19 protein-coding genes and 1 pseudogene are annotated in these 22,013 nt (G+C 57.1%); 11 read left to right on the top strand and 9 right to left on the bottom strand.

Annotated features, from left to right (window positions below):
- Window positions 1–89 precede the first annotated feature (89 nt).
- Window positions 90–971, top strand: coding sequence for a LysR family transcriptional regulator (locus AB8846_RS05235; RefSeq protein WP_370732226.1), 882 nt, complete (start codon window positions 90–92; stop codon window positions 969–971).
- 232 nt (window positions 972–1,203) lie between these two features.
- Window positions 1,204–1,658: pseudogene (locus AB8846_RS05230) on the top strand (hypothetical protein).
- A gap of 193 nt (window positions 1,659–1,851) precedes the next feature.
- Here AB8846_RS05230 and AB8846_RS05225 read toward each other — a convergent pair.
- Window positions 1,852–2,886, bottom strand: coding sequence for a CHAT domain-containing protein (locus AB8846_RS05225; protein ID WP_370732225.1), 1,035 nt, complete (start codon window positions 2,884–2,886; stop codon window positions 1,852–1,854).
- Window positions 2,887–3,478: 592 nt separating this feature from the next.
- Here AB8846_RS05225 and AB8846_RS05220 point away from each other — a divergent pair.
- The 5 genes from AB8846_RS05220 (at window position 3,479) to AB8846_RS05200 (ending at window position 6,096) form a co-directional block, all read left to right on the top strand.
- On the top strand, window positions 3,479–3,970 hold the full coding sequence (locus AB8846_RS05220) for an Hcp family type VI secretion system effector (RefSeq protein WP_370732224.1): 492 nt from the start codon (window positions 3,479–3,481) through the stop codon (window positions 3,968–3,970).
- Between the two features lie 10 nt (window positions 3,971–3,980).
- Entirely contained in the window at window positions 3,981–4,337 is a 357-nt protein-coding gene (locus AB8846_RS05215; protein ID WP_248237513.1) for a tlde1 domain-containing protein, read from the top strand.
- A complete protein-coding gene (locus AB8846_RS05210) occupies window positions 4,334–4,768 on the top strand; it encodes a hypothetical protein (RefSeq protein ID WP_032641840.1) in 435 nt (144 codons plus the stop codon). Before AB8846_RS05215 ends, AB8846_RS05210 begins: the two co-directional genes overlap by 4 nt.
- A 215-nt stretch (window positions 4,769–4,983) precedes the next feature.
- Window positions 4,984–5,394: an Imm63 family immunity protein gene (locus AB8846_RS05205; RefSeq protein ID WP_370732223.1), complete on the top strand. Its 411-nt coding sequence runs from the start codon at window positions 4,984–4,986 to the stop codon at window positions 5,392–5,394.
- 111 nt (window positions 5,395–5,505) lie between these two features.
- Window positions 5,506–6,096, top strand: coding sequence for a hypothetical protein (locus AB8846_RS05200; RefSeq protein WP_370732222.1), 591 nt, complete (start codon window positions 5,506–5,508; stop codon window positions 6,094–6,096).
- A gap of 308 nt (window positions 6,097–6,404) precedes the next feature.
- Here AB8846_RS05200 and cspA read toward each other — a convergent pair whose 3' ends face one another.
- Complete coding sequence (gene cspA / locus AB8846_RS05195; protein ID WP_022647355.1) at window positions 6,405–6,617, bottom strand: RNA chaperone/antiterminator CspA; 213 nt, start codon at window positions 6,615–6,617, stop codon at window positions 6,405–6,407.
- A gap of 645 nt (window positions 6,618–7,262) precedes the next feature.
- On the opposite strand from cspA, the gene AB8846_RS05190 reads away from it, so the two are divergent.
- A complete protein-coding gene (locus tag AB8846_RS05190; protein WP_370732221.1) occupies window positions 7,263–7,718 on the top strand; it encodes a hypothetical protein in 456 nt (151 codons plus the stop codon).
- A 259-nt stretch (window positions 7,719–7,977) separates the two neighbouring features.
- Window positions 7,978–8,502: a hypothetical protein gene (locus AB8846_RS05185; RefSeq protein WP_235836566.1), complete on the top strand. Its 525-nt coding sequence runs from the start codon at window positions 7,978–7,980 to the stop codon at window positions 8,500–8,502.
- Window positions 8,503–8,664: 162 nt separating this feature from the next.
- Here AB8846_RS05185 and AB8846_RS05180 read toward each other — a convergent pair whose 3' ends face one another.
- The 3 genes from AB8846_RS05180 to AB8846_RS05170 are packed head-to-tail and all read right to left on the bottom strand — an operon-like array spanning window position 8,665 to window position 11,715.
- Entirely contained in the window at window positions 8,665–9,528 is an 864-nt protein-coding gene (locus AB8846_RS05180) for an efflux RND transporter periplasmic adaptor subunit (RefSeq protein WP_370732220.1), read from the bottom strand.
- On the bottom strand, window positions 9,525–9,740 hold the full coding sequence (locus AB8846_RS05175) for a DUF1656 domain-containing protein (RefSeq protein ID WP_370732219.1): 216 nt from the start codon (window positions 9,738–9,740) through the stop codon (window positions 9,525–9,527). The genes AB8846_RS05180 and AB8846_RS05175 overlap by 4 nt, the downstream gene beginning before the upstream one ends.
- Complete coding sequence (locus AB8846_RS05170; protein ID WP_370732218.1) at window positions 9,733–11,715, bottom strand: FUSC family protein; 1,983 nt, start codon at window positions 11,713–11,715, stop codon at window positions 9,733–9,735. Before AB8846_RS05170 ends, AB8846_RS05175 begins: the two co-directional genes overlap by 8 nt.
- A gap of 76 nt (window positions 11,716–11,791) precedes the next feature.
- Here AB8846_RS05170 and AB8846_RS05165 point away from each other — a divergent pair, with 76 nt between their 5' ends.
- Window positions 11,792–12,586 carry a helix-turn-helix transcriptional regulator gene (locus AB8846_RS05165; RefSeq protein ID WP_370732217.1) on the top strand — a complete coding sequence of 265 codons (795 nt, stop codon included), beginning with the start codon at window positions 11,792–11,794 and terminating at the stop codon, window positions 12,584–12,586.
- On the opposite strand, the gene AB8846_RS05160 is transcribed toward AB8846_RS05165, so the two are convergent.
- On the bottom strand, window positions 12,583–13,473 hold the full coding sequence (locus AB8846_RS05160) for an oxidoreductase (protein WP_370732216.1): 891 nt from the start codon (window positions 13,471–13,473) through the stop codon (window positions 12,583–12,585). The two genes, AB8846_RS05165 and AB8846_RS05160, sit on opposite strands and share 4 nt — an antisense overlap.
- 105 nt (window positions 13,474–13,578) lie before the next feature.
- Between AB8846_RS05160 and AB8846_RS05155 the strand changes: the two genes are divergently transcribed.
- Window positions 13,579–14,700, top strand: a complete 1,122-nt coding sequence (locus tag AB8846_RS05155; protein WP_063145223.1) for a YbdK family carboxylate-amine ligase — start codon at window positions 13,579–13,581, stop codon at window positions 14,698–14,700.
- Here the strand turns inward: AB8846_RS05155 and AB8846_RS05150 are convergent.
- The 3 genes from AB8846_RS05150 to AB8846_RS05140 all read right to left on the bottom strand — a co-directional run bounded on the left by AB8846_RS05150 (window position 14,630) and on the right by AB8846_RS05140 (window position 21,673).
- Window positions 14,630–17,785 carry an efflux RND transporter permease subunit gene (locus tag AB8846_RS05150; protein WP_370732215.1) on the bottom strand — a complete coding sequence of 1,052 codons (3,156 nt, stop codon included), beginning with the start codon at window positions 17,783–17,785 and terminating at the stop codon, window positions 14,630–14,632. The two genes, AB8846_RS05155 and AB8846_RS05150, sit on opposite strands and share 71 nt — an antisense overlap.
- A gap of 9 nt (window positions 17,786–17,794) precedes the next feature.
- On the bottom strand, window positions 17,795–18,859 hold the full coding sequence (locus AB8846_RS05145) for an efflux RND transporter periplasmic adaptor subunit (RefSeq protein ID WP_370732214.1): 1,065 nt from the start codon (window positions 18,857–18,859) through the stop codon (window positions 17,795–17,797).
- Window positions 18,860–18,964: 105 nt separating this feature from the next.
- Window positions 18,965–21,673, bottom strand: coding sequence for a cation-transporting P-type ATPase (locus AB8846_RS05140; protein WP_370732213.1), 2,709 nt, complete (start codon window positions 21,671–21,673; stop codon window positions 18,965–18,967).
- Window positions 21,674–22,013 lie beyond the last annotated feature (340 nt).

Genomic DNA, 22,013 nt, shown 5'->3' with positions numbered 1-22,013 from the left:
AACTTTATTTAGAAAGGTTAAATAAATGTTGACCCGATTCAGCAGAGAGTTCCAATATAGAAACCATGCTGGTTTGAGACGTTTTAGATATGGAACTTCGTTATCTGCGGTATTTTGTCGCGGTTGCACGCGAGCGACACTTCACCAGGGCGGCCGAAGCGCTGGGTATTTCACAGCCTCCTCTGAGTCAGCAGATCAAACGGCTCGAAGAGGAAGTGGGCACGCCGCTGTTCAGACGCCTGACGCGGGGCGTGGAGCTGACCGAGGCGGGAGAAGCCTTCTACGAGGACGCCTGCAAGATCCTGGCGCTGAGCGATGCCGCGCTGGAAAAGGCCCGCGGCATCGCGCGCGGGCTGAACGGCAACCTGTCGATTGGCATCACCAGCTCCGACGCTTTTCATCCCAAAATTTTCGCGCTGATTCGCCAGTTTCAGGTGCAGAACATGGCGGTGCAGGTTCACCAGGTGGAAGCCAATATGTCGTCGCTGACGACGATGCTGGCCGAAGGTGAACTGGATATCGCCTTCGTGCGCCTGCCGTGCGAGAGCAGCAAGGCATTCGAGTTAACAATCCTCGACCGGGAGCCGATGGTGGTGGCGCTGCATCGCGACCATCCGCTGGCGGCGTGCGATTCGCTGGCGCTAGAGCAGCTTCGGGATACGCCGGTGGTGCTGTTCCCGCAGGAGGTCGCGCCGGGGCTGTACGAACGGGTTCACGGCTGCTGCGAGCGGGCCGGGATTGACGTGCAGCACGCGCTGCAGTCGTCGCAGCTTTCCTCCTCCCTGAGCATGGTTTCCGCGGGCGGCGGCTTCGCGCTGGTGCCGAAGTCGATGGCGGCTATTTCACCGCCGAACGTGACCTATCACGCGCTGAGCTCACCGGAGCTTTATACCGATATCGCGCTGTGCTGGCGGCGCTTTGAACGCTCGCGGACGGTAAAGCGGTTTTTGACGATGATGAGCGAGGGATGACGGCAGTATAGGGGTTTTGGTTTTTTGTAGGCCGGGTAAGGCGCAGCCGCCACCCGGTAATGCCCTTCTGGAAGCCGCCTCGCAAACCTGCAAGCAACCTTATGTAATTCATGGGCATCCCTTTTCATCCCTTCTTCGCGGTCGTAAAGTGCCTGCGTTGCGGCACATCCGTAACCGGGCGTAGGAACCCGTTAGCATAACATGACACTTTTTTGCACAACGAGGATGCTAAATGGCTACTACACCTAACTTTTCTTATGCGCTTTCTGAAGAAAGCGCTGTTCACCACTTCATCAATCTTCAACTTTGCGATTCCGCAGATCTCTTCGAACTGGCTGACACCTGCGCCGCCTGTGTGAGCGTGCTGGTTGAAACTGACGATTCCATGACGTTTTCCTTACTTTGCGATCGCTTGCTGGCGCTGCTTAAACGCCTGCGTGAATGTTGCGATACGGAACTTCCCCCGCATCTGGTTGAACGACTCATCGCGGGGGAGAAGATCGTTTCCTGCGTGCCAGACTGCTGGCAGGAAACGGCGTTGCAGGTTGATTATGCGCTGGCCCTCACGCGGCGGTCATGGGCGGGACACTGCCTGCGAGCGTGGCGAAAGAACTCACCGGGCTATTGCATGATATGGTCTGGCTGTTGGCGGAGTTTGTGAAGGAGCCGTATATAACGGCGCATTGAGGCGGGGATGGGAGGCCGAAATTCTGCTGGGTAAGAAACGGGATTTCGGCCTTACGCAAAATACAACGTTGTTTGTTGAATGTCAGTTAAGAACGAAGAGCGGACATTACCATTTTCCTATTAAAATAAAATTTGTTCAACACACCGATAAATGATACATAGTGAACAATTAGGTATTTATTAGAGACATTGATTAATCTGACTGTGCAATAATGTATGTATTGGCTGCATCACAACCAGATTTCATAAAAAGCGTTGGTGTGTTCTGTTCTGGAATACTCTCTAGCATTAAAGCTGCTTTCGCTTGATTAAACGACTTTTCAACAGAAAGGCCAAAAGTTAAAGATGAGTAAAATTGCGCAGAAAAAGTTCTCGCAGCATCATCTGTAATTGAGTCGCTCATTCCGATGGCACATTCAATGTGTTCAACTACTTTATTAGCTTGATTTCTGGAGTGACATGTATTGAAAAACACTAGTCTTAAGTTGTCATTTGCGACACTCATTGCCTGAACGATAGACTCCATCGACACTAATTTAGTATTGAAGTTGTTATCCATAAGGACTAATTCATCATTGGAACTCCCGTGACCGCTAAAATGTACAATTGTTGGCATATATTCATTCATATACTGTAGAATGTCACCAGGTCTAATAGCCCAACATGATTCCAATTTTACTGCATCACGGTGACGCGATTTAGTAATCATTTCTTTTATAGAACGAACTTCTTCATCTAACCTTAACTGCCCTTGATCTTGTGGATTTGAAGCAAGAAACAACACTGTAATTTCTTTAGGTAATTCACTTAAATTCTTTATCATATTAGAGTGTTCCGACAATATTTTATTTACAGTACTGAATGCACTAGTTTGTTCGCGCTGGAATTTATCTTGCTGTTTTTGGCGTTTTTTGTATTCGTTAACTTCCACATTATCTATTTTTCTTTGCACAGGTTGCAACTCTTTGTTTTTTCTTGATATTTTGGTTTCGAGTTCTGATATTTTCTTTTCAACTTTAGATATCTCTGCTTGGTATTTGTATATTTCCTTTTGTCTACTGCTAATCGTTGCTAATGACTTAGATGAGTTCATTCGCTTTGTCGCCGACTGAACTTTATTATTTAAGCTCGTTATTTTTGCATATTCTTTAGCCTTTTGATCAATCAATCGCGCGATTTCATATCTTTTACGTTCAACATTTCTTCTATGTGAATCAATCATCGCCATATCATTACCTCATTTTTGAAGTGACTACTTCCATAATCCAGATTTTACCTATCAATTATTTGAATACAAGAAGAAGAGAATATAACATTGTCCACTTCTGGTACAGAGCGGACCGGGAATGTCGTTGATAAAGTCTGCTAAAGATATCAGACCAGGTAAAATTCTTGTTAAGGGGAATGAAGCCTATAAGCTCTTGCACACAAAATGTGACAGGATTCACAATTCCTACCTATTATGCACACCGTTGCCAAGTAAAATTATTGACGTGCTATTAGGAGCATTTTCAATGAACACATAAATCGTCAACCCTATGCAAACCCAATAATAATTCAACCATTTATTAATTTTTCAACCAATATTTACTTAATCAAACTTTAAGTTAAACTACCATTTTAAATACTAGCACTTTATCCAGTTACAAACCGTAAGACCCCACCTTTTCTTAATTTGCATCAACGAAACCTCAGATCGTTTTATATCCATACCATATAAAATTGACGGACCATTTTGTAAGCACTAGCGTTACCCTGGTTACGTAACCAACTAAAGCAAAAGCCTTTTTCAGTTTTTCCTTAAATGGAGTTTTAAACAAATGGCTATTCCCGCTTATTTATGGCTCAAAGACGACGGTGGTGCCGACATCAAAGGTTCTGTCGATATACATGGTCGTGATGGAAGTATCGAGATAATTGCACTGAACCACGGCATAATGCAGCCCACGGACAAACATAACGGCAAGGCGACCAGTCTTCGCCTCCATTCCCCCTATTCTTTCGATAAAGAGATCGACGCCTCCAGCCCCTATTTGTACAAGGCTGTCAGCACGGGTCAGAAGCTAAAATCCGCAGAGGTAAAGTTTTACCGTATCAACGATGCCGGTAAGGAAGTGGAATATTTTTCCACCCTTATGGAGGGAGTAACGATCGTCAGCGTCTGTCCAATGATGCTTGACGTCAAAGATCCTGACTACGAGAAGCATAACCATCTTGAGCTGGTAGAGCTGCTGTATGAAAAAATTACCTGGCGCTATGTCGACGGTAACATCATACATTCAGATAGCTGGAACGACCGCAAGACGGCATAAGGAGAATGTTATGGGATGGAAGTATGAGCAGTCTACCGGCAAGATGTATAAAGACGGCAAATTAATTGAGACCGGATATTCCGGTGCTCTTACGAATAAAAATAACCCGGACCGTCAGCATGTGAAAGGACTGGGACCACTGCCTCGCGGGACGTATAAAATCGCGGGTCATTCGAATTCTAAAGGACCGATAACCATCATTCTTGAGCAAACCTCGGGAGAAAGTTTTGGTCGCTCAGAATTCCGCATTCATGGTGACCACAAGTATGGTCCCGCGGGGTTTGCATCCGAGGGGTGCATCATTCTCTCACCGTCAACGAGGCGTAAGATTCTTCGCGACGGCGGCGTGCTTGAGGTAGTGCGATGAAATACCCGATCGTACTGCTGCTATGCGCTCTTACAGCCCCGGCATTAGCTGACGTTACTGACTGGTCTTCAGCAGTAAGGGGAATCGCCTCAGGTGATGCGCACTGGATTGAGCAAACCCCAGCGCTGGCCGCCACGGCTGACGTCAAGCAGGCGCAGCAACTGGAGGATGCCCTGGCCGCAGCCCTTACAACAAACACCAACGCCACGCTGAAAGCGCTCCGCTCCATTGACGCCGGAAAATGGCCGCACATGGTAGGCAGCGATATTGTCTGTACGCCGCCTTTAGAGAAATCCCCCGCAGAAATCGACGCGTTCTATCAGCGCACCCGCCAGGCGCTGCTGGAAACGTTTGAGGGTGCTCAGTGCCTCTGGATTCTGGAGGCAACCATGGAAGAGTTGAAAGCAGAGAAAGCCCGTCAGACTCAGTAAGAGAGTTACCCGGCGCACAACGGCCGGGTCTTTCCTTCGCTCCAGACTATAACTCAACTCCCCCCCACGCTCCTCACAGCCCGTGGCGGTACCACCACGTCACTGATGGGCACCGCAATATCTTGCGCAGTGCTGTAACACAGGATCACGCCGTTGCGGATATCCCATCCAATCCGCGATAATGAGTCGTTTACATTAAGAACAAAGAGATGCTTATGAAAACGATTGAAGAACTACGAAATGAGCTTCTAAAAATAGGTGAGCAATTAGGCGGAGGAACAAGGCCAAATCATTACTTCTTTATCCCTGACCAACCTGATGGGGTTGCAACGCCCTATCTTGAAATTCATGGGAAAGAATATCATTTTATCGTCAGTGAAAGAGGCCTTGAGATACAGCGAAAAGTAACGCTCAGTGACGATGAAATTCTTTATTGGTTTGCGGAGAGTGCCGTAGCGGGGCTGGCCTCAACTTATGCAGCAAACCATTCATCTGAACAAGAATTCAGAGAGGTTTATTTCAGAAGGCAATATAGTTTAATGCTCTCTATCAAGCCTGAATGGGCAACAAGAAAGCGTAAAGAAATCACTGAGCTTCTCCATTCGCAAAGAAGCGAACGTCGTTAACCCAACCGACCCGTTACATTTACTGCCCTCTTCCCCTATCTTTTCCTGGTAATTGCCTGCGACATACCATCTGTTATTCTGGCTGGACGTAAGGGATGACTAGGACGAGAGATGCTTAACCCCGGATTCGTTACCCGCAAAGCGCTTGCTCTCTGGCGGGATGTTCCTGCTTTTCTCCCCCAGTTTCAGTTCCATGAGAAACATCGAGCGGTCATTTACACCTCCAACCCTGAAAATATTCTGCCGTTGATTGCCAACTTTGACGTCCAGCAAGACCCCGTCATTCGGCGGCTGATGTCATTGCGGCAATTACCGCAGAAATTTCTGTACAATCAGCAGGCTAACTCGACGGGCAACTTTGGGCTGCACAGTTTTACGCTGTTGAACAGCTCAGCATCCGAACTCTGCTATGGCTTAAGAGGGCAATTCTGGCGGATAGATTTTGGTCTGGAAAATGCGCCCGATGCGATTGCTTTTCAGGCACCCGCCGCGCCGGACAGCGCAAAACTGTTGCTGCGCTACCAGGTAGCGGAACTGGCGCCAGGTCAACATGAACTCTGTACTGAGACCTTCGTCTACTGTCCGGACAAACGTACTCAACTCAAAATGGCGGCCTACTGGCTGGCAATACGGGCAGGGAGCGGCTGGATCCGTAAAAGGACGCTGGAGGCTGTCAGGTCGAATGTTGAAAATCAGAAGTGAGGGATTCCTGCGAACTGCCTGAACACTGGGGGTTATGATGACTACACGAGTTATTGCATTTTTGCTCATACTCGGCGCATTTGCTGTAAATGCTGCTGATGGCGTTTTGAACGCTCGCGAACGGTGAAGCGGATTTGAGGCTGAATTTGAAGGGAATATGGGCAAGCTGCTTTATAAAACTCAGGTGCCATTACCCTTTAAAAATAAAAAACCCGCACAGGTGCGGGTTAATTTTTTATCAGTATAGCTTAACTGCTCGGACTATTGTCTTCATCGCTATCGTACGCCACACTGATATTTAGCGCGGCTTACAGTGGAGAAACATTTCCAGCTGCAGGACCTTTTGCGCCATTCTCAATGGTAAAGGAAACTTTCTGACCTTCATCAAGCGTTTTGAAGTTGTCGCTCTGAATAGCAGAGAAGTGTACGAATACATCTTTGCTGCCGTCGTCAGGAGTGATAAAGCCAAAACCTTTATCTGCGTTGAACCATTTTACTAAACCAGTCATTTTATTAGACATAGATAAATCCTTAATTTATGAGCCACATAAGCGTGGCGATGATGGCCTGTATTTCGAGAGTTACTTATTTGGCACTTAGGAGGAGGCTCACGAAGAAGGAGTATCTAAGGATAACACCTGAACTGAGGACTGCTTTACTAAAACTGCTTTCATAAGGTCTGTATTTCAAACCGATGACGCTATTAAGACACAGCGAAATTTATTGCGCAATGATTATTATTATTTATTTTAACCATTTAAACGCCCGGATGGCTGCTCGCGGTGCCAGACATCGGTTCGGCGGGAGGGACATCGTCCCTGGCGACGCAGACGTGAGTAGAAGGGTTGCTCAAAATGAAAAGGTCTGCATGAAGGAGTAACCATGGTGCAAACTGTGCCCGGCGGCGCTGCGCTTGCACGGGCCTACGATTCGTGTCGCGGGTAGGTTGGTTGGCTGTTTTGTAGGCCGGGTAAGGCGTAGCCGCCACCCGGCAATGCCCTTCTGGAAGCCGCCTCGCAAACCTGCAAGCAACCTTGTGTAAATCAGGGGACTCCCTTTTCATCCCTTCTTCGCGGTCGTAAAGTGCCTGCGTTGCGGCACGTCCGTAACCGGGCGTAGGAACCCGTTAGCATTACATGACATTTTTCGGACAAAGAGGATGCTAAATGGCTACTACCCCTAAATTTTCTTACTCGCTCTCTGAGGAAAGTGCTGTTCATCACCTTCTTCACCTGCAACTTCCCGATTCTGCGGATCTCTTCGAACTGGCCGATGCCTGCACCGCTTATGTGAGCGTGCTGGTGGAAACTGACGACGCAGTGACGTTTGCCACGCTCTGTAAGCGATTGCTGGCTGCGCTGAAACGACTGCGCGAGTGCTGTGACTCGGAGCTTCCGCCGTATCTGGTTGAACAGTTGGTTGCGGGGGAAAAGATTACCTCCTGCGTGCCGGACTGCTGGCAGGATACGACGCTGCAGGTGGACTATGCCATGGCGTTAACGCTAGCGGTGATGGGCGGGACATTGCCTGCAAGCGTGGTGAAAGAACTCACCGGGCTGCTGCATGATATGGTCTGGCTGCTGGCGGAGTTTGTGAAGGAGCCGTATATCACGGCGCACTGAGGCGGGTGATGGGAGCCGGAATCCTGCTTGGTAGAAGCAGGATTTCGGCCTTACGCTAACGTTGAATGTCTGCTAAGAGCGTGAAACGGTCGGTTCTCTACTGATTGAACCACAATCTGGTGAGGCGTCATATGTAGCTCAAATAACCGCTCATGAAAGTCTTTTTTTTGCCGATATAACAGGGATGTTTATGTACTGAAGTTAAGTATGTTTTTTTATTGACTGTGATAAAGACATAGTTTTTATTAAATAGGGAATAATGATGATTAGAATTCTAGGGCTTATATTTTTGTTACTTACGGCAGGGTGTTCAACGCCTGGAAAACCAGCTTTCTATTATACCTGGACACAGTACAAAACCGGTGTTGAAGTGATGCTGGTCAATGAACCGCAGTACAAAGATGGTTTTGATGGAATTCTTCGCCTTGACGATAAAGGTAAATACGCAGTAATGGCTATATACAACGGTGGGGATATGTCGAGTCACTTCGGATATGTCACCAAGGACAGTCTCGAAAGTTGGATAACCATGTACACTGACTTTTTAAAATGGGATCCGCAAAATCCAGCACAGCCGACAAAATTCACTATTCTGGATAATCTTTCGTGGACCCATAAAGACTACGATGTTGAGTATCGATTTGTGAACGGTAAAAAGCTATTTGTTATCAATAAGCACAGTACTGGAAACTGGTTTGTGGACTTCTCAGAGCTCTCCATGGATGAAGCCAATGTCGCAAAGCTGACTAATGTCTATATCGATTTGAGACAGAAGCTGAAATAGCCAGTCAGCAGCCCTCGACTGAGCCTCATTTGGAGGTTTTCCGTGACTGGCAGAAGTAATCTAATCGTCTGCATTGCACCTCTTCGGTGAATGCAATGCAGACTTAGCAATGTCCACTTCTGGCACAAAACAGACATTCATACTCACATCTCTTCACCTTACCTACCGCCCCACCGCCACGCTCGCCGACAGCCCCGCCACCAGCTCAACCCCCTCCGGCAACCTGTCGATATGAATGCGCACCGGCACGCGCTGCGCCAGCCTCACCCAGCTAAAGGTGGGCTCGACGTCGGGCAGACCCAGCCCGCCCGTTTCGTCGTTGCTATCCCCGATCCCATGCCCGATGCTCTCCACGTGCCCCGTGATGACCGGCTCGTACCCCATCAGCACAACCTGCGCGGCATCCCCGACGCGAATATGGCGCAGCTTGGTCTCCTCAAAGTACCCTACCACCCAGAAGCTGTGGGCATCGACGATGGCGACCTTTGTCTCCCCCGCCGTCGCGTAGTCTCCGGGCCGCAGCCGCAGGTGCGTAACGTACCCCGAAACCGGCGCACGGACGGTGGCGTGCGCCAGATTAAGCTCTGCCAGCTCCAGCGCGGCCAGCGCGCCGTGATAGTTGGCCGCCGCGACGTTCGCCGCGCTGCCGGTTTGCTGTAAGTCCTCGCTCGAAATGGCGTTTTTAATCAGCGTGCGCCGATGGGCCGCGTCCTGGCGCATCAGCATCTCATGGCGTTTCGACTCGACGTCCGCCTGCGCGCTGACCACCGCCAGCTTAAGCCAGCGCGAATCGATGGTGTAGAGCACATCGCCCCGGTTCACCCACTGGTTGTCCCGCACGGCCACGCTGATGACGGGCCCGGAGACGTCCGGCGCAATCTGCACCACGTCCGCCCGCACGCGGCCGTCGCGGGTCCACGGCGTTTGTGCGTAGTGTTTCCACATCATAAACGCCAGAAGCGTGGCAGCCGCGGCGACGCTCAGCGTCAGCGCATAGCGAGCCAGTAAAGAGAGCAGTGATTTCATGACAATAACCCCAACGCGGTCAGACCCTGCATCAGCAGGAAAAAGGTGACAATCCAGGTTGAAACGTCCAGCAGCGGGCGAAACGGCAAGCGCCGGTAGAGCCTGCTGAGAGAGAAAAGCGCGACGAGGCTCAGCGTGCAGACCAGCGCCGCGAGGGCGACCGTCAGCAGCCCCGGAATAAAAACGCCGCCGATATTGAGATCGTTAACCATGGTCTGGCCCCCGTAATGCACAGTGCAGATCCACCAGCCTGAAGACCAACTGCCGCGTATGTTCATCTGCCGCAGGCAGATGGCGCTCGATAAGGGTGGCGATGCGCTCGCGTAAGGCGTGGCGGTCTGCGGCGTTTATCCGATGAAAAAGCGCGTCAACTTCCCTGCCGGGCGGTGCGTCACCGCGGCGTAAATGCATAACCGAAAGCCCCAGGCGCAGCGCGTGCAGCAGCCGATCGAGCGCCTGCTCCGGCGCGCGCTCGCTGCGCTGCAGGCGCGGCAGCAACAGGGCAGTTCGGTCCATCATCAGGTTGATCCAGTGCGTTTCATCAACCCGCAGCGTGCCCTTCACGCTGCGGCGAATGTCGCGCTGGCAGAGGTTCAGCAAACGCGTGATGGCACCATCCGCCTGCACGGTTTGCAGCAGGCTCATGCTGATGACGGCAAAGCCGGTGGCGGCAAATAGCGCGATGGCGGTGTTGGCTGCAACGGCGAAGTCTCCGCTGTAGTGCGCCCCCAGCTCGCACAGAATGGGCAGCGTCAGGGTAATCCCCATCGCCATAAACGTGGTGGGCGGACGCGCCTGAAGCGACCCGGCCAGCAGATACGCCGGGGCAAGCACCGCCACCAGCACCGGGAAATCGCTCACCAGCGGCAGCAGCGCAAAGCTGTAGAACAGGCTAATGACCACGCCCCAGAACGAGCCAATGATGTATTTCACGATGTGCGGTGCCGGGGTATCGAAGCTGCCAAACAGCGTGCAGCAGACCCCCAGGATAGACACCGCCGTACCGCCATCCGGCCACGCTGAGAAGATCCAGACCAGGCAGCCGCTCAGGATGATGGCGAAAGCCCCCAACGCCGTGCGGGCCGCGGTAAGAGGGTCGCGGTGGAAAACGTAGCCTTTCGCCGCGCGGGTTTGCATCTCCCCAAAGACGGGTTTGGCGTGGTAGATGGCCCCGGAAAGACGTTCGCACTGCTGCACAAGCGCGATAGCCTCCGAGAGGTAGCGAATAAAACTGACCTGCAGCGCGTCGTCAAACGTCTGCGCCTGCGCGGCATACCGATCGATGAGAAGCGCACAGCGGAGCCGCATCGCCTCTGCCGTGCTGCTGGCGCCCGCGCCTTCAGCGGCCAGCCAGGCCTGAACGTCCTCCAGCAATGCCTGCACGTCGGCGGGCAGGGTTCCGATCGCCGGCAGGCGATCGTGCAGTTCACAGTTGACGATAACCAGCCGCGCCAGCCGATCGTGAATCGCTTTTCTGGCCTGCCGCACCGGGGCTGAGAGGGCAAAATCATACGGAATATGGTGGCTTATGCCCTGCAGGAACTGCAGCGCCAGGGCCAGATGCAGGGGACCGGAAGCCGCGTCGGGTTTACCCGCTAACGTATCCGCCACCCGCCCGCGCGCGGCCTGTAGCGTCTGGGATAATTTCGCGTTGAACAGCCCTGATACGCGCGCGGGCAGCACGTAGCGGTGAATCAGCGCCGCGCAGAAAATCCCAATCGCGATCTCCTGCACGCGGACGATGGCGACGTTAAAGATGCCGCCGGGATCGGACACCGCGGGAAAGCCAATCAGGCTCGCGGTGTAGCCCGCCAGCACGAAGGCATAGGCCCGGGGCGTGCGCTCCAGCAGGGAGAGCCACAGGCAGAACGCGATCCAGCCCGTCAGCACCGCGCTGCACAGGACTGGCGCATTCGCGAAGGTGGGGACAATCAGAACGGTCGCGCTGGCACCTACCGCGGTACCGGCCAGCCGGTAGAGGCTTCTGCTCAGCGATGCCCCGACCGACGTCTGCGACACGATGTAAACCGTAATAATCGCCCACGAAGGACGTTCAAGGCCGATCGACAGCGCGAGGTAATAAGCCAGCATCGCCGCGGCAAAACTCTTCGCGGCGTAGATCAGCGCGCCCGCATCGCTTCGCAGCGCGGCGGGGAGAAGCACGGGATGAGAGAAGATGTTTTTCATGCCGGGATTATTACCGGCTTGCAGAGCTGCTTAAATACTCTATTCTGTCAAAAAATACCTAAATGTTGCCAGAATCGTGAAGCCTCAATCTGCTACTACGCTGTATGACCCTGACTCTACCGCCTCTCCTGCCGTGGCGCGTCATCTGGACTTCGTGGATTACGCCGCGGAAGTGCCGGTACATACCCACCGCAAGGGCCAGCTGATTATTGCCCGATACGGTGCGGTCAGCTGTTACGCGGAGAACGACATCTGGATCGTGCCGCCGGACTGCGCCGTCTGGATCCCCGGCGGGATCCCGCACAGCGCCAAAGCGACCTGGAACGCGCATCTCAACTATCTGTTTATTGAGCCCGGCGCGGCGGCGCTGCCGGAGAGATGCTGCACGCTGGCGATCTCGCCGCTGATTAAGGAGCTGGTCGATCGTCTGACGCGCGAAGGCGTGGATTATCCCCCCGACGGCCACGTCGCCAGGCTGACCCGGGTCACGCTTGACGAGCTCGCCAGCATGCCGCAGCAGAAGCTGAGCCTGCCGGTCTCGACCGATCCGAAAATTCGCGCCATGGCCGACGCGCTGGTTACCCGTCCTGAAGACAGAAGCACCCTGAAGGACTGGGCGAAACGGCTCGCCCTCAGCGAGCGTTCGTTTGCCCGCCTGATGCAGCGCGAGACCGGGCTGAGCTTCGGGCGATGGCGCCAGCAGCTGCATTTGATTATTGCCCTGCGGGAGCTGGCAAGCGGCGTGCCCGTCCAGAACGTGGCGGCAACGCTCGGGTACGAATCCGTGAATGCGTTTATCACCATGTTCCGAAAAGCGATGGGCAGCACGCCCGCCCACTACTTCGCAGAACGGAAAAACAGCGGCCGTTAGCCCGGCCCCTCGCTCCCCGCCGCCAGCAGCGGCACCACCACGTCGCTGATGGGCACCGCAATCCCGTGCTTGCGGCCGTAGCGCCGGATCACGCCGTTACGGATATCCCACTCCATCGGGCGATCCGCCTGACGGTCGGCAAGGATCGACGTGCCCAGGTCCTCAGGCGCACGCTGGAAGTTTGCCAGGATCTCCTGCGCCACCGCATCGTCCAGCTTTGCCCCCTCGGCGCGGGCGACGGCAAGCCCCTCGCGCAGGTAGGCCAGCGAAAGTTCGCTAATATCCTCGCGCCTGAACATCCCGGCGCGGCGGTTGGCGAGCACCATCAGCCCGGCGGCCGCGTTTTGCAGCAGCTTGCGCCAGGCGACGGTGGCGAAATCTGCCGAAAGCTCAACAGCACATCGCGTATCATGAAGCGCCTCCACCACCCGCTGCGCCTGCGGCACGTCCGGCAGCGTCAGGCGCGGCTTCGCCCGCAGCCACACGGAAGCATCCGGCTCGCGCTGCGCGGGGAACCAGACTACCGACGGCAGCACCGTTGCGCCGTTAACCCACGGCTCAAGCTGGGCTTTTTGCTCCACGCCGTTTTGCAGCGCGCAGACCACGGTGTGTTCATCGCACAGCGCGCGCAGCCATCCGGCGCTGTCGGCATTTTGCGTCGTTTTTACCGCCACAAAAACGAGATCGGCGGGGCGCGTGATGGCGGCCGGATCGGTCAATACCGGGCCGGGCACCACGGTTTCACCCTCGTCGTGGCGCAGGCGTAATGCCGGGTGCGCGGTGCGTCCGCACAGCAGCGGCGTACGGCCCGCGTCATGCAGCACCGCGGCGATGGTGGTCCCAATTGCGCCAGGCCCAATCAGCGCAATGGTTGGATAGTCAGACATGAATCACTCCCCTTTTGCTAAGCCTGCTATCAGTTATACCACCCTGAGACGAGCGCGCCACACCCGTTGTCTATACTCAACACACAACAGACAACGGAGTGCGCCATGCCTTTACCTGATTTCAAATCCTCTGAACCTTTCACCCTCGGCATCGAGCTCGAACTGCAGGTGGTTAACCCGCCGGGCTACGATCTGAGCCAGGACTCCTCCGCGCTTATCGCCGCCGTCAAAGACGACATCAAAGGCGGCGAGGTCAAACACGACATCACCGAAAGCATGCTCGAAATCGCCACCGGCGTGTGCCAGAACATCGACCAGGCGGCGGCGCAGTTCTCGGTGATGCAGCAGAGCATCCTGCGCGCGGCGGCGGAGCAGCATATCCAGATCTGCGGCGGCGGGACGCACCCGTTCCAGAAGTGGCAGCGTCAGGAGGTGTGCGACGACGAGCGCTATAACGTCACGCTGGAGCGCTTTGGCTATCTGATTTTGCAGGCGACGGTGTTCGGCCAGCACGTGCACGTCGGCTGCCGGACCGGGGACGACGCGATTTACCTGCTGCACGGCCTGTCGCGCTTCGTGCCGCACTTTATCGCCCTGGCGGCCGCCTCGCCGTATATGCAGGGCACGGACACGAAGTTCTCCTCGTCGCGTCTCAACATTTTTTCGGGGTTCCCGGATAACGGCCAGATGCCGTGGGTCAACAGCTGGCAGGAGTTCGAGGGGCTGTTCCGCCGCCTGAGCGCCACCAGCATGATCGACAGCATTAAAGATCTGCACTGGGATATCCGCCCCAGCCCGCACTTCGGCACCGTGGAGGTGCGGGTGATGGATACGCCGCTGACGCTCGCCCACGCGATTAACATCGCCGGGCTTATTCAGGCGACGTCCCACTGGCTGCTGACCTCGCGGCCCTATAAGCATCAGGAAAAAGATTTTCTGCTGTACCGCTTTAACCGTTTTCAGGCCTGTCGCTACGGGCTGGAGGGGATCCTGACGGACGTGCACACCGGCGAGCACAGGACCGTGGCGGAAGATATCGCCTGGCTGCTGGAGCAGGTTGCGCCGTCGGCCGAGAAGCTCGGCGCGACGAGCGCCATCAATGAAATTGCCCTGCTGTTAAAGCAGGGCAAGAGCGAGGCGCAGCGCATGCGGGAGTTTATCGCCGACGGCGGCTCGCTGATTTCTCTGGTTCAGAAGCACTGCGAGCTGTGGGCGACGAGTCCGTAAGGCCGTGGCCCCACTCGCGCAGACGCTGGAACAGCACGAACAGCGCCGGAATAAACAGGATCCCCACCACGGTCGCCACCAGCATGCCGCTGAACACCGTGGTGCCGATAATGCGGCGGCTCTGGGCACCGGCCCCGGTCGCCAGCATCATCGGCAGGACGCCGATAATGAACGACACGGCGGTCATCATCACCGCGCGGAAGCGGCGCGAGGCCCCTTCACGTGCGGCATCAACAATCGCCATGCCGTCCATGCGCCGCGCGCGGGCGAACTCCACGATCAGGATCGCGTTCTTGGCGGCGAGGGCTATCAATAGCACCAGACCTATCTGCACGTACACGTCGTTGGCGTATCCCGCCAACCACAGCCAGACCAGCGCCCCGCCGATGGCGAACAGCACCGAGAGCATCACGCTCGCCGGGAGCGTCCAGCTCTCGTACTGGGCGACGAGGAACAGCCACGCCATCACCACCGCCGCCAGCACGATCCATATCGCCTGGTTGCCGGTCTGCTGCTCCTGATACGACATGCCGCTCCAGGCGTAGTCGTACCCCGCTGGCAGGTTCTCCGCCAGAAGCTCGCCCATCGCCGCCATCGCGGTGCTGCTGCTCACACCGTCCGCCGCCGAGCCGCTCACCGATACGGACGGGAACTGGTTGTACTGCTGCAGGAACGGCGCGCCGACGGTCGGCGTAATGGTGACCAGGTTGCTCAGGCGCACCCGCTCGCCGCTGTTGCTGCGCACGAACAGCTCGCTGATTTGCTCGGCGCGCTCGCGCCACTGCATTTCGTTTTGCATAACGACGTGGTAGACGCGGTTGTTGACGCTGAAATCCCCGGCGCGCGTGCCGCCAAAGGCGGTTTGCAGGCTGCTGAAGATGCGCGACACCGGCACGTCGAGGCGCGCGGCGCGCTCGCGGTCAACGGTGAGCGTCAGCTGCGGCACGTTGCTGCTCCAGGTGGTAAACACCCGGCTCAGCTGCGGGTGCTGGTTGGCTTTCGCCAGCACCTCACGCGTCACGCGCTCCAGCTCCGCCGGGCTCTGCCCTGCCTGCGTCTGGATGCGCAGGTCGAAGCCGGAGGCGTTGCCCAGTCCCGGCAGCGTCGGCGGCGCGAAGGTCATGATGGTCGCCTCTGGCAGGGCCAGCAGCTGGCGCTGCAGGCTCCCCATCACCTCGTCCAGCGGCGGGCGCTCGCTCCAGTCTTTGAGCATGATGGAGATAAATCCGCCGTTGGAGGCGCTGGTGCTGTTGAGGATGTTAAACCCGGACACCTGAATCACGTCCTCAACCGCCGGATTTTTAGCGATCAGTTTGCGCGCCGTGGTCATCACCGCTTCGGTGCGCTCCAGCGAGGCCGCTTCCGGCAGCTGGACGCTGGCAAAGAAGTAGCCCTGGTCTTCCTGCGGCAGAAAACCTTTTGGCATCGACATAAAGCTGAACGCCACCACGGCCATCGCGCCCGCGGTGGCCAGCAGCGCCAGCCACGGGCGCAGGTTTAAGACATGCACGATACAGGTGTAGAAACCGCGCGTGGCGTCCAGCCCGCGGTTAAAGGCGCGATAGACTGCCGCAGGTTTCTCCGGGCGCGGACGCAGCAGCAACGCGCACAGGGCGGGCGTCAGGGTCAGCGCCACGAGGCTTGAGAGCGTGACGGCGGTGGAGAGCGTCACCGCGAACTGGCGGTACAGCTCGCCGACAATCCCCGGCAGGAGCGCCACCGGCACAAACACCGCCAGCAGCACCAGCGTCGTCGCGATGACGGGCCCGGCAATCTGGCGCAGCGCCAGCGCGGTCGCCGCCGTGCGGCTCTGCCCTTCCGCCATCAGCGTTTCGACGCTCTCCACCACCACGATGGCGTCATCCACCACCATCGTCAGCGCCAGAATGATGGCGAACAGGCTGAGGGTGTTGGCGGAGTAGCCGAGCGTGTAGAGCACCGCGAAGGTGCCCACCAGCGACACCGGAATGGCGAGCGCGACAATCAGCGTCGCGCGCCAGCTTTGCAGAAACAGGGAAACGACCACCACAACCGCCAGCATCGTCAGCGCCAGGGAGACGCCGATCTCCTTAATGGTGGCGGCAACAAAGGAGGTGGTGTCGAATTTCACCTCGTAGACCAGGTCGTCCGGGAAGCGCGTCGAGAGGCGCTCCAGCTCCGCGCGCACCGCGTCGGCCACGCGCAGGGCGTTGGCGGACGGCGTCGGGTAGATGCCGAGGTAGGCGGAGTCGTGCCCGTTCAGCTGCGCGCCGGAGCTGTAGCTGCGCGAGCCGAGCTCGATGGTGGCGACGTCCTTCAGGCGCACCAGCTGGCCCATCTCGCCCGCGCGGATAATGATGTCGGCAAAGTCTTCGGCCTGGTTCAGGCGCCCCAGCCCGTTGATGGTCAGGGTCTGCTGCTGGCCGTTAAACACCGGCGGCGTGCCGACCTGGCCCGCCGCCCCCTGCACGTTCTGCTCGCGCAGCGCCTGCGCCACGTCGTCGGTGGTGACGTTCAGGGCGTTCATGCGGTCCGGACGCAGCCAGATGCGCATGCTGTAGTCGCGCGCGCCGAACATCTGCACCTGCCCGACGCCCGGCAGACGCGACAGCGCCTCGCGCACCTGGGTGCTGGCGTAGTTGCTGACGAACAGCGGCGTGTGGGTGTTATTCGGTGAGTAAAGGCTTACCCCCATCATCAGGTTGGTGGCGCGCTTGCGCACCTGCACGCCGTTTTGCTGCGCCTCGGTCGGGAGCTGCGCCACGGCCTGCGCCACGCGGTTTTGCACGTCGATGGCGGCAAGGTCCGGATCGGTGCCCGCCGCAAAGGTAATGTTCAGGCTGTACGTGCCTTCGTCCGAGCTGGTGGACTCCATGTAAAGCATGTGATCCACGCCGTTCAGCTGGGTCTCCAGCGGCGTGGCGATGGCCTCCGCCACGTCAGCCGAGCTGGCGCCCGGCCAGCTGGCAGAAACGTTCACCACCGGCGGCGTGATCTGCGGGTACTGCTCCACCGGAATAATCCTCAGCGCAATGGCCCCCAGCAGGGTGATGACCAGCGCAATCACCATCGCGAAGCGCGGGCGTTTGATGAAAAACGTCAGCATGATGGCTCCTTAATTCAGTATCTGAACGGCAGCGCCTGGCTGCACGCGCTGCGCGCCGTCAGTAATCGCTCGCTCACCGGGCTTCACGCCGGAGGTAATCTGGAACTGCTGGCCGATCTGTCCGGCGACCTTCAGCGGGCGCATTACGGCTTTGCCCTCGGCGTTAACCACCCAGGCAAAGAACCCGTCGCCGTTCTGCTGGACCGCGGCGGCGGGCAGGGTCAGGACCGGCTGCTCGCTTGCCGGGCGCAGGATCACGTTCACGTTGCCGCCGGGCAGGAGCTGATGGCGCGGGTTGGCGAACTCGGCGCGCAGCATCACGCTGGCGGTGCGCGGATCGATGCGGTTGTCCACGGACGTCAGCTCGCCGCTGACGCGCTGGCCGTTGCTGTCAATTAACGCCTGCCAGGCCTGCTTCATGGCGCTGATATCCGCATGCTGTCCGGCTTTGGTCGCAAACGCCCCCTCTTCCAGCGCAAAGGCGATGCGGATGGGGTCGAGCTGCACAACCTCCACCAGCACGCCGCTGGCAGGGTTGACCAGGCTGCCGACGTGGAACTGGCTGTGCCCCACGCGCCCGTCAATCGGCGAGGCGATGCGGGTGTAATTCAGGGTGACGCTGCGGGCGTCGAGCCGGGCTTTCGCCTGCTCCAGCGCGGCGCTGGCGACGTCCCGCTGCATCCGGGCGTTATCCACGTCGTGACGGCTGATGGCGTTGCTGCTGCCCAGGCTTTCAAAGCGGGAAAGCTGCTGCTGCGCCTGGCGCAGCGTGGCTTCGGCGCTTCTCACCTCGGCCTGCGCGAGACGCAGGGCGGCGCGCGGTTCGGCGTCATCCAGCTCAAACAGGACGTCGCCTTTTTTCACGTACTGCCCGTCGCGGAAGTGAATTTTGGTGATCACGCCTTCCGTACGCGCGCGCAGCTCAACGGTGTGGATGGCTTCGATGCGGCCCGGGATCTGGCGCTCGGCGGCGTGGGCGGTCTGCTCCACGGCGGCGACGCGAACGGGGATGGCGGCAGCGAATACGGGTTGCAGGGTGCAGGCGAGGAGAGCGAACAGGAGTGGGAGTTTCATGGGAGTACCTCAGATATGTTCCCCTCACCCCGGCCCTCTCCCACAGGGAGAGGGAGGTCAGAGTCCCCTCTCCCCGTGGGAGAGGGTTAGGGTGAGGGCAAAAGGTTATGCAGACTTACGGAACCTGCGGGTCAGTCGCTTCTCGATTTCGACGACGAAGAACATCACGCCCGCCACCGCCAGGGTCACGAACCAGTAGCGCAGCGGCAGCGCTTCGGTGCCGAACAGCATCTGCATAAACGGCAGGTAGATAATCGCCGCCTGGAGCAGGAACAGCACGCCCGTCACCAGCCAGATCCCTTTGTTCGCCAGCAGGCCGCGGTTCAGGGAGAACCCTTCGGTGTTGCGGCAGTTAATCATGTACACCCACTGGGCGCAGACCAGCATCTGCAGCAGCACGGTGCGGATGAACTCCGCGCTGTGGCCGCGCGGGGCCAGCCAGGCCTCCAGCGCAAAAGCGGCGATGGCAATCATGGTGCCGACGAAGGCCACGCGCCATACGGCATAGGCGTCCATGACGTGCTGCCCGGTCTGACGCGGCGGACGGCGCATGATGTTGCGCTCGGCGGCCTCAAAGGCCAGGCCGAAGGAGAGCGTGGCGGAGGTGGCCATGTTCATCCACAGAATCAGCACCGGCGTCAGCGGAATGATGTTCCCCGCCAGCAGCGCAATCACAATCAGCAGCCCCTGCGCGAGGTTAGTCGGCATGATGAACAGGATGGTCTTCTTCAGGTTGTCGTAAACGCGACGCCCCTCTTTCACCGCGCTGGCGATGGTGGCGAAGTTATCGTCCGTCAGGACCATGTCCGCCGCCTCTTTGGTCACTTCCGTGCCCTTGATGCCCATCGCGATGCCCACGTCAGCCTGACGCAGCGCCGGGGCGTCGTTCACGCCGTCACCGGTCATGCCGACGATTTCACCTTTGTCCTGCAGCGCCTTCACCAGGCGCAGCTTATGCTCCGGGCTGGTACGGGCGAAGATGTCATACTTCACCGCCGCCTCCGCCAGCGCGGCGTCGTCCATTTTCTCCAGCTCGTAGCCGGTGACCGCCTGCTCGCTGTTGGCGATCCCCAGCATCTGGCCGATGCTCATCGCCGTCTGCGGGTGATCCCCGGTGATCATCTTCACGCGGATCCCCGCCTGCTGGCAGGCGTTAATCGCATCAATGGCTTCCGGACGCGGCGGATCCATCATCCCGGCGATGCCGAGGAAGATCAGGCCGTGGCTCAGGTCGTCGTGCGTGAGTTCCTGCTCGCCGTTCGCCGGCTTGAACGCCGCGGCGACCATGCGCAGCCCCTGACGCGCATAGCGCTCCATCTCTGCTTCCCAGTACGCGTGGTTGAACGCTTCCGCACCGTTGCGGGTCTGCTGCTGGGCGCAGAGGGCGAAAATCACGTCCGGCGCACCGGTGATCAGGATCTGCTCCTCGCTGCCAATCTGGTAGTGGGTGCTCATGTACTTGTACTGCGAGTCGAACGGGATCTTGTTAACCAGCGTGGTCACGACAGGCTCAAGGCTGGCCTTCGCCGCCAGCACCTTCAGCGCGCCCTCGGTTGGCCCACCGGTGATGCCCCACAGCCCGCGCTCGTCCTGAATCATCTGGCTGTCGTTGCAGAGGTCAACGGTGCGCAGGTACTGCTCCAGCACGGTGCCCGGCTGGATGTGCACCGGCTCGTCGCTGCCTTCCAGGTAGATGTTGCCTACCGGCTCGTAGCTGTTGCCGTCCACGCGGTAGCAGGCGTCGGCGGTGATGATGGCTTTCACCGTCATCTCGTTCATGGTCAGGGTGCCGGTTTTATCCGAGCACACCACGGTCATCGCGCCCAGGGTTTCAACCGTCGGCAGCTTGCGGATAATCGCCCGCTTGCGCGCCATCGCCTGCACGCCCAGGGAGAGGATGATGGAGATAATCGCCGGCAGACCTTCCGGCACGGAGGCCACCGCCAGGCTAATCAGGGAGAGCAGTAGCTCGCCCATCGGGATCTCACGGAACACCAGGCTGAAGACAAACAGCGCGGCCATCATTGCCAGGATAATGGCGAAGATCGCTTTACCCAGCTTGTCCATCTGCACCAGCAGCGGCGTGCGGTGCTTTTCGATGCCCGCCATCATCTGGTTGATGTGGCCGAGTTCCGTATCCTTACCGGTCGCGGTGACCACGCCGACGCCGCCGCCCGCGCTTACGGTCGTCCCGGAGAAGACCATATTGGTGCGATCGCCCAGCGGCAGTTCGCCGCTCAGCGGATTAATGTGTTTATCCACCACGGTGGATTCACCGGTCAGAATCGCCTCTTCCACGCGTAAATTATGCGCCTCAATTAAACGCATATCCGCCGGAATACGATCCCCCGCGCGTAATACAATAATATCGCCCGGGACTATTTCAGTTGTGGGTATCGTTTCATGGTTGCCGTTACGAATAACGCGCGCCTCGCTGGAGAGCATATTGCGAATACTCTTCAGGGATTTTTCCGCGTTGCTTTCCTGAATATGGCCAATTAAGGCATTGATTACCGCGACGCCCAGAATAACCAGCGTATCGACCCAGTGGCCCATTACTGCCGTTAATACGGCGGCGGCCAGCAGGACATAAATCAGCACATCATTAAAATGGGCCAAAAAGCGCAGCCAGGCGGGTTTACCTTTTTTCTCCGGCAGCGCGTTCGGACCTGATTTTTGCAGACGCGCCTGCGCCTCTGCACGATCCAGGCCGCTGGCCTGGCTCTGCGTGTGAGCAAGCACCTGCTCTACGGTCTGCTGGTATGCCAGCCCGCCGGAAGGCGGCATGTTTGGGGACAATTTTTTTTCGGTCATCGTATTTTTCCTTCAATATCCGGTGAACAGAAGCCTGAATTCCTTTCTGGCTTAAATAAATTCATTTTTAAGTCTTGCGGGTAAAATTGATCTGCCGCAATATAATGACTTCTCGGTTATTCAAAACTGATTAAAACTATTTCGATGGCCTGATTTTTACAAAATATTTCTAAACCAACGCTAAACGAGGGGGAACCATGTGGGGTATTTATCGCGGACGCCGACTGGTGTTATACGTTATCGCGGCCATTGTTATTGCCACGTTAATTGGATATAGCACCTATACATTTGTAAAATTATTTTCCTGATAAAGACGTTTATTTACATAACGCGTTATTAA

It is taken from the genome of Enterobacter sp. KB-221C9 (genome assembly GCF_041320715.1).
GTDB classification, from domain to species: domain Bacteria; phylum Pseudomonadota; class Gammaproteobacteria; order Enterobacterales; family Enterobacteriaceae; genus Enterobacter; species Enterobacter asburiae_D.
This window is presented reverse-complemented; position numbering and strand designations above follow the sequence as displayed.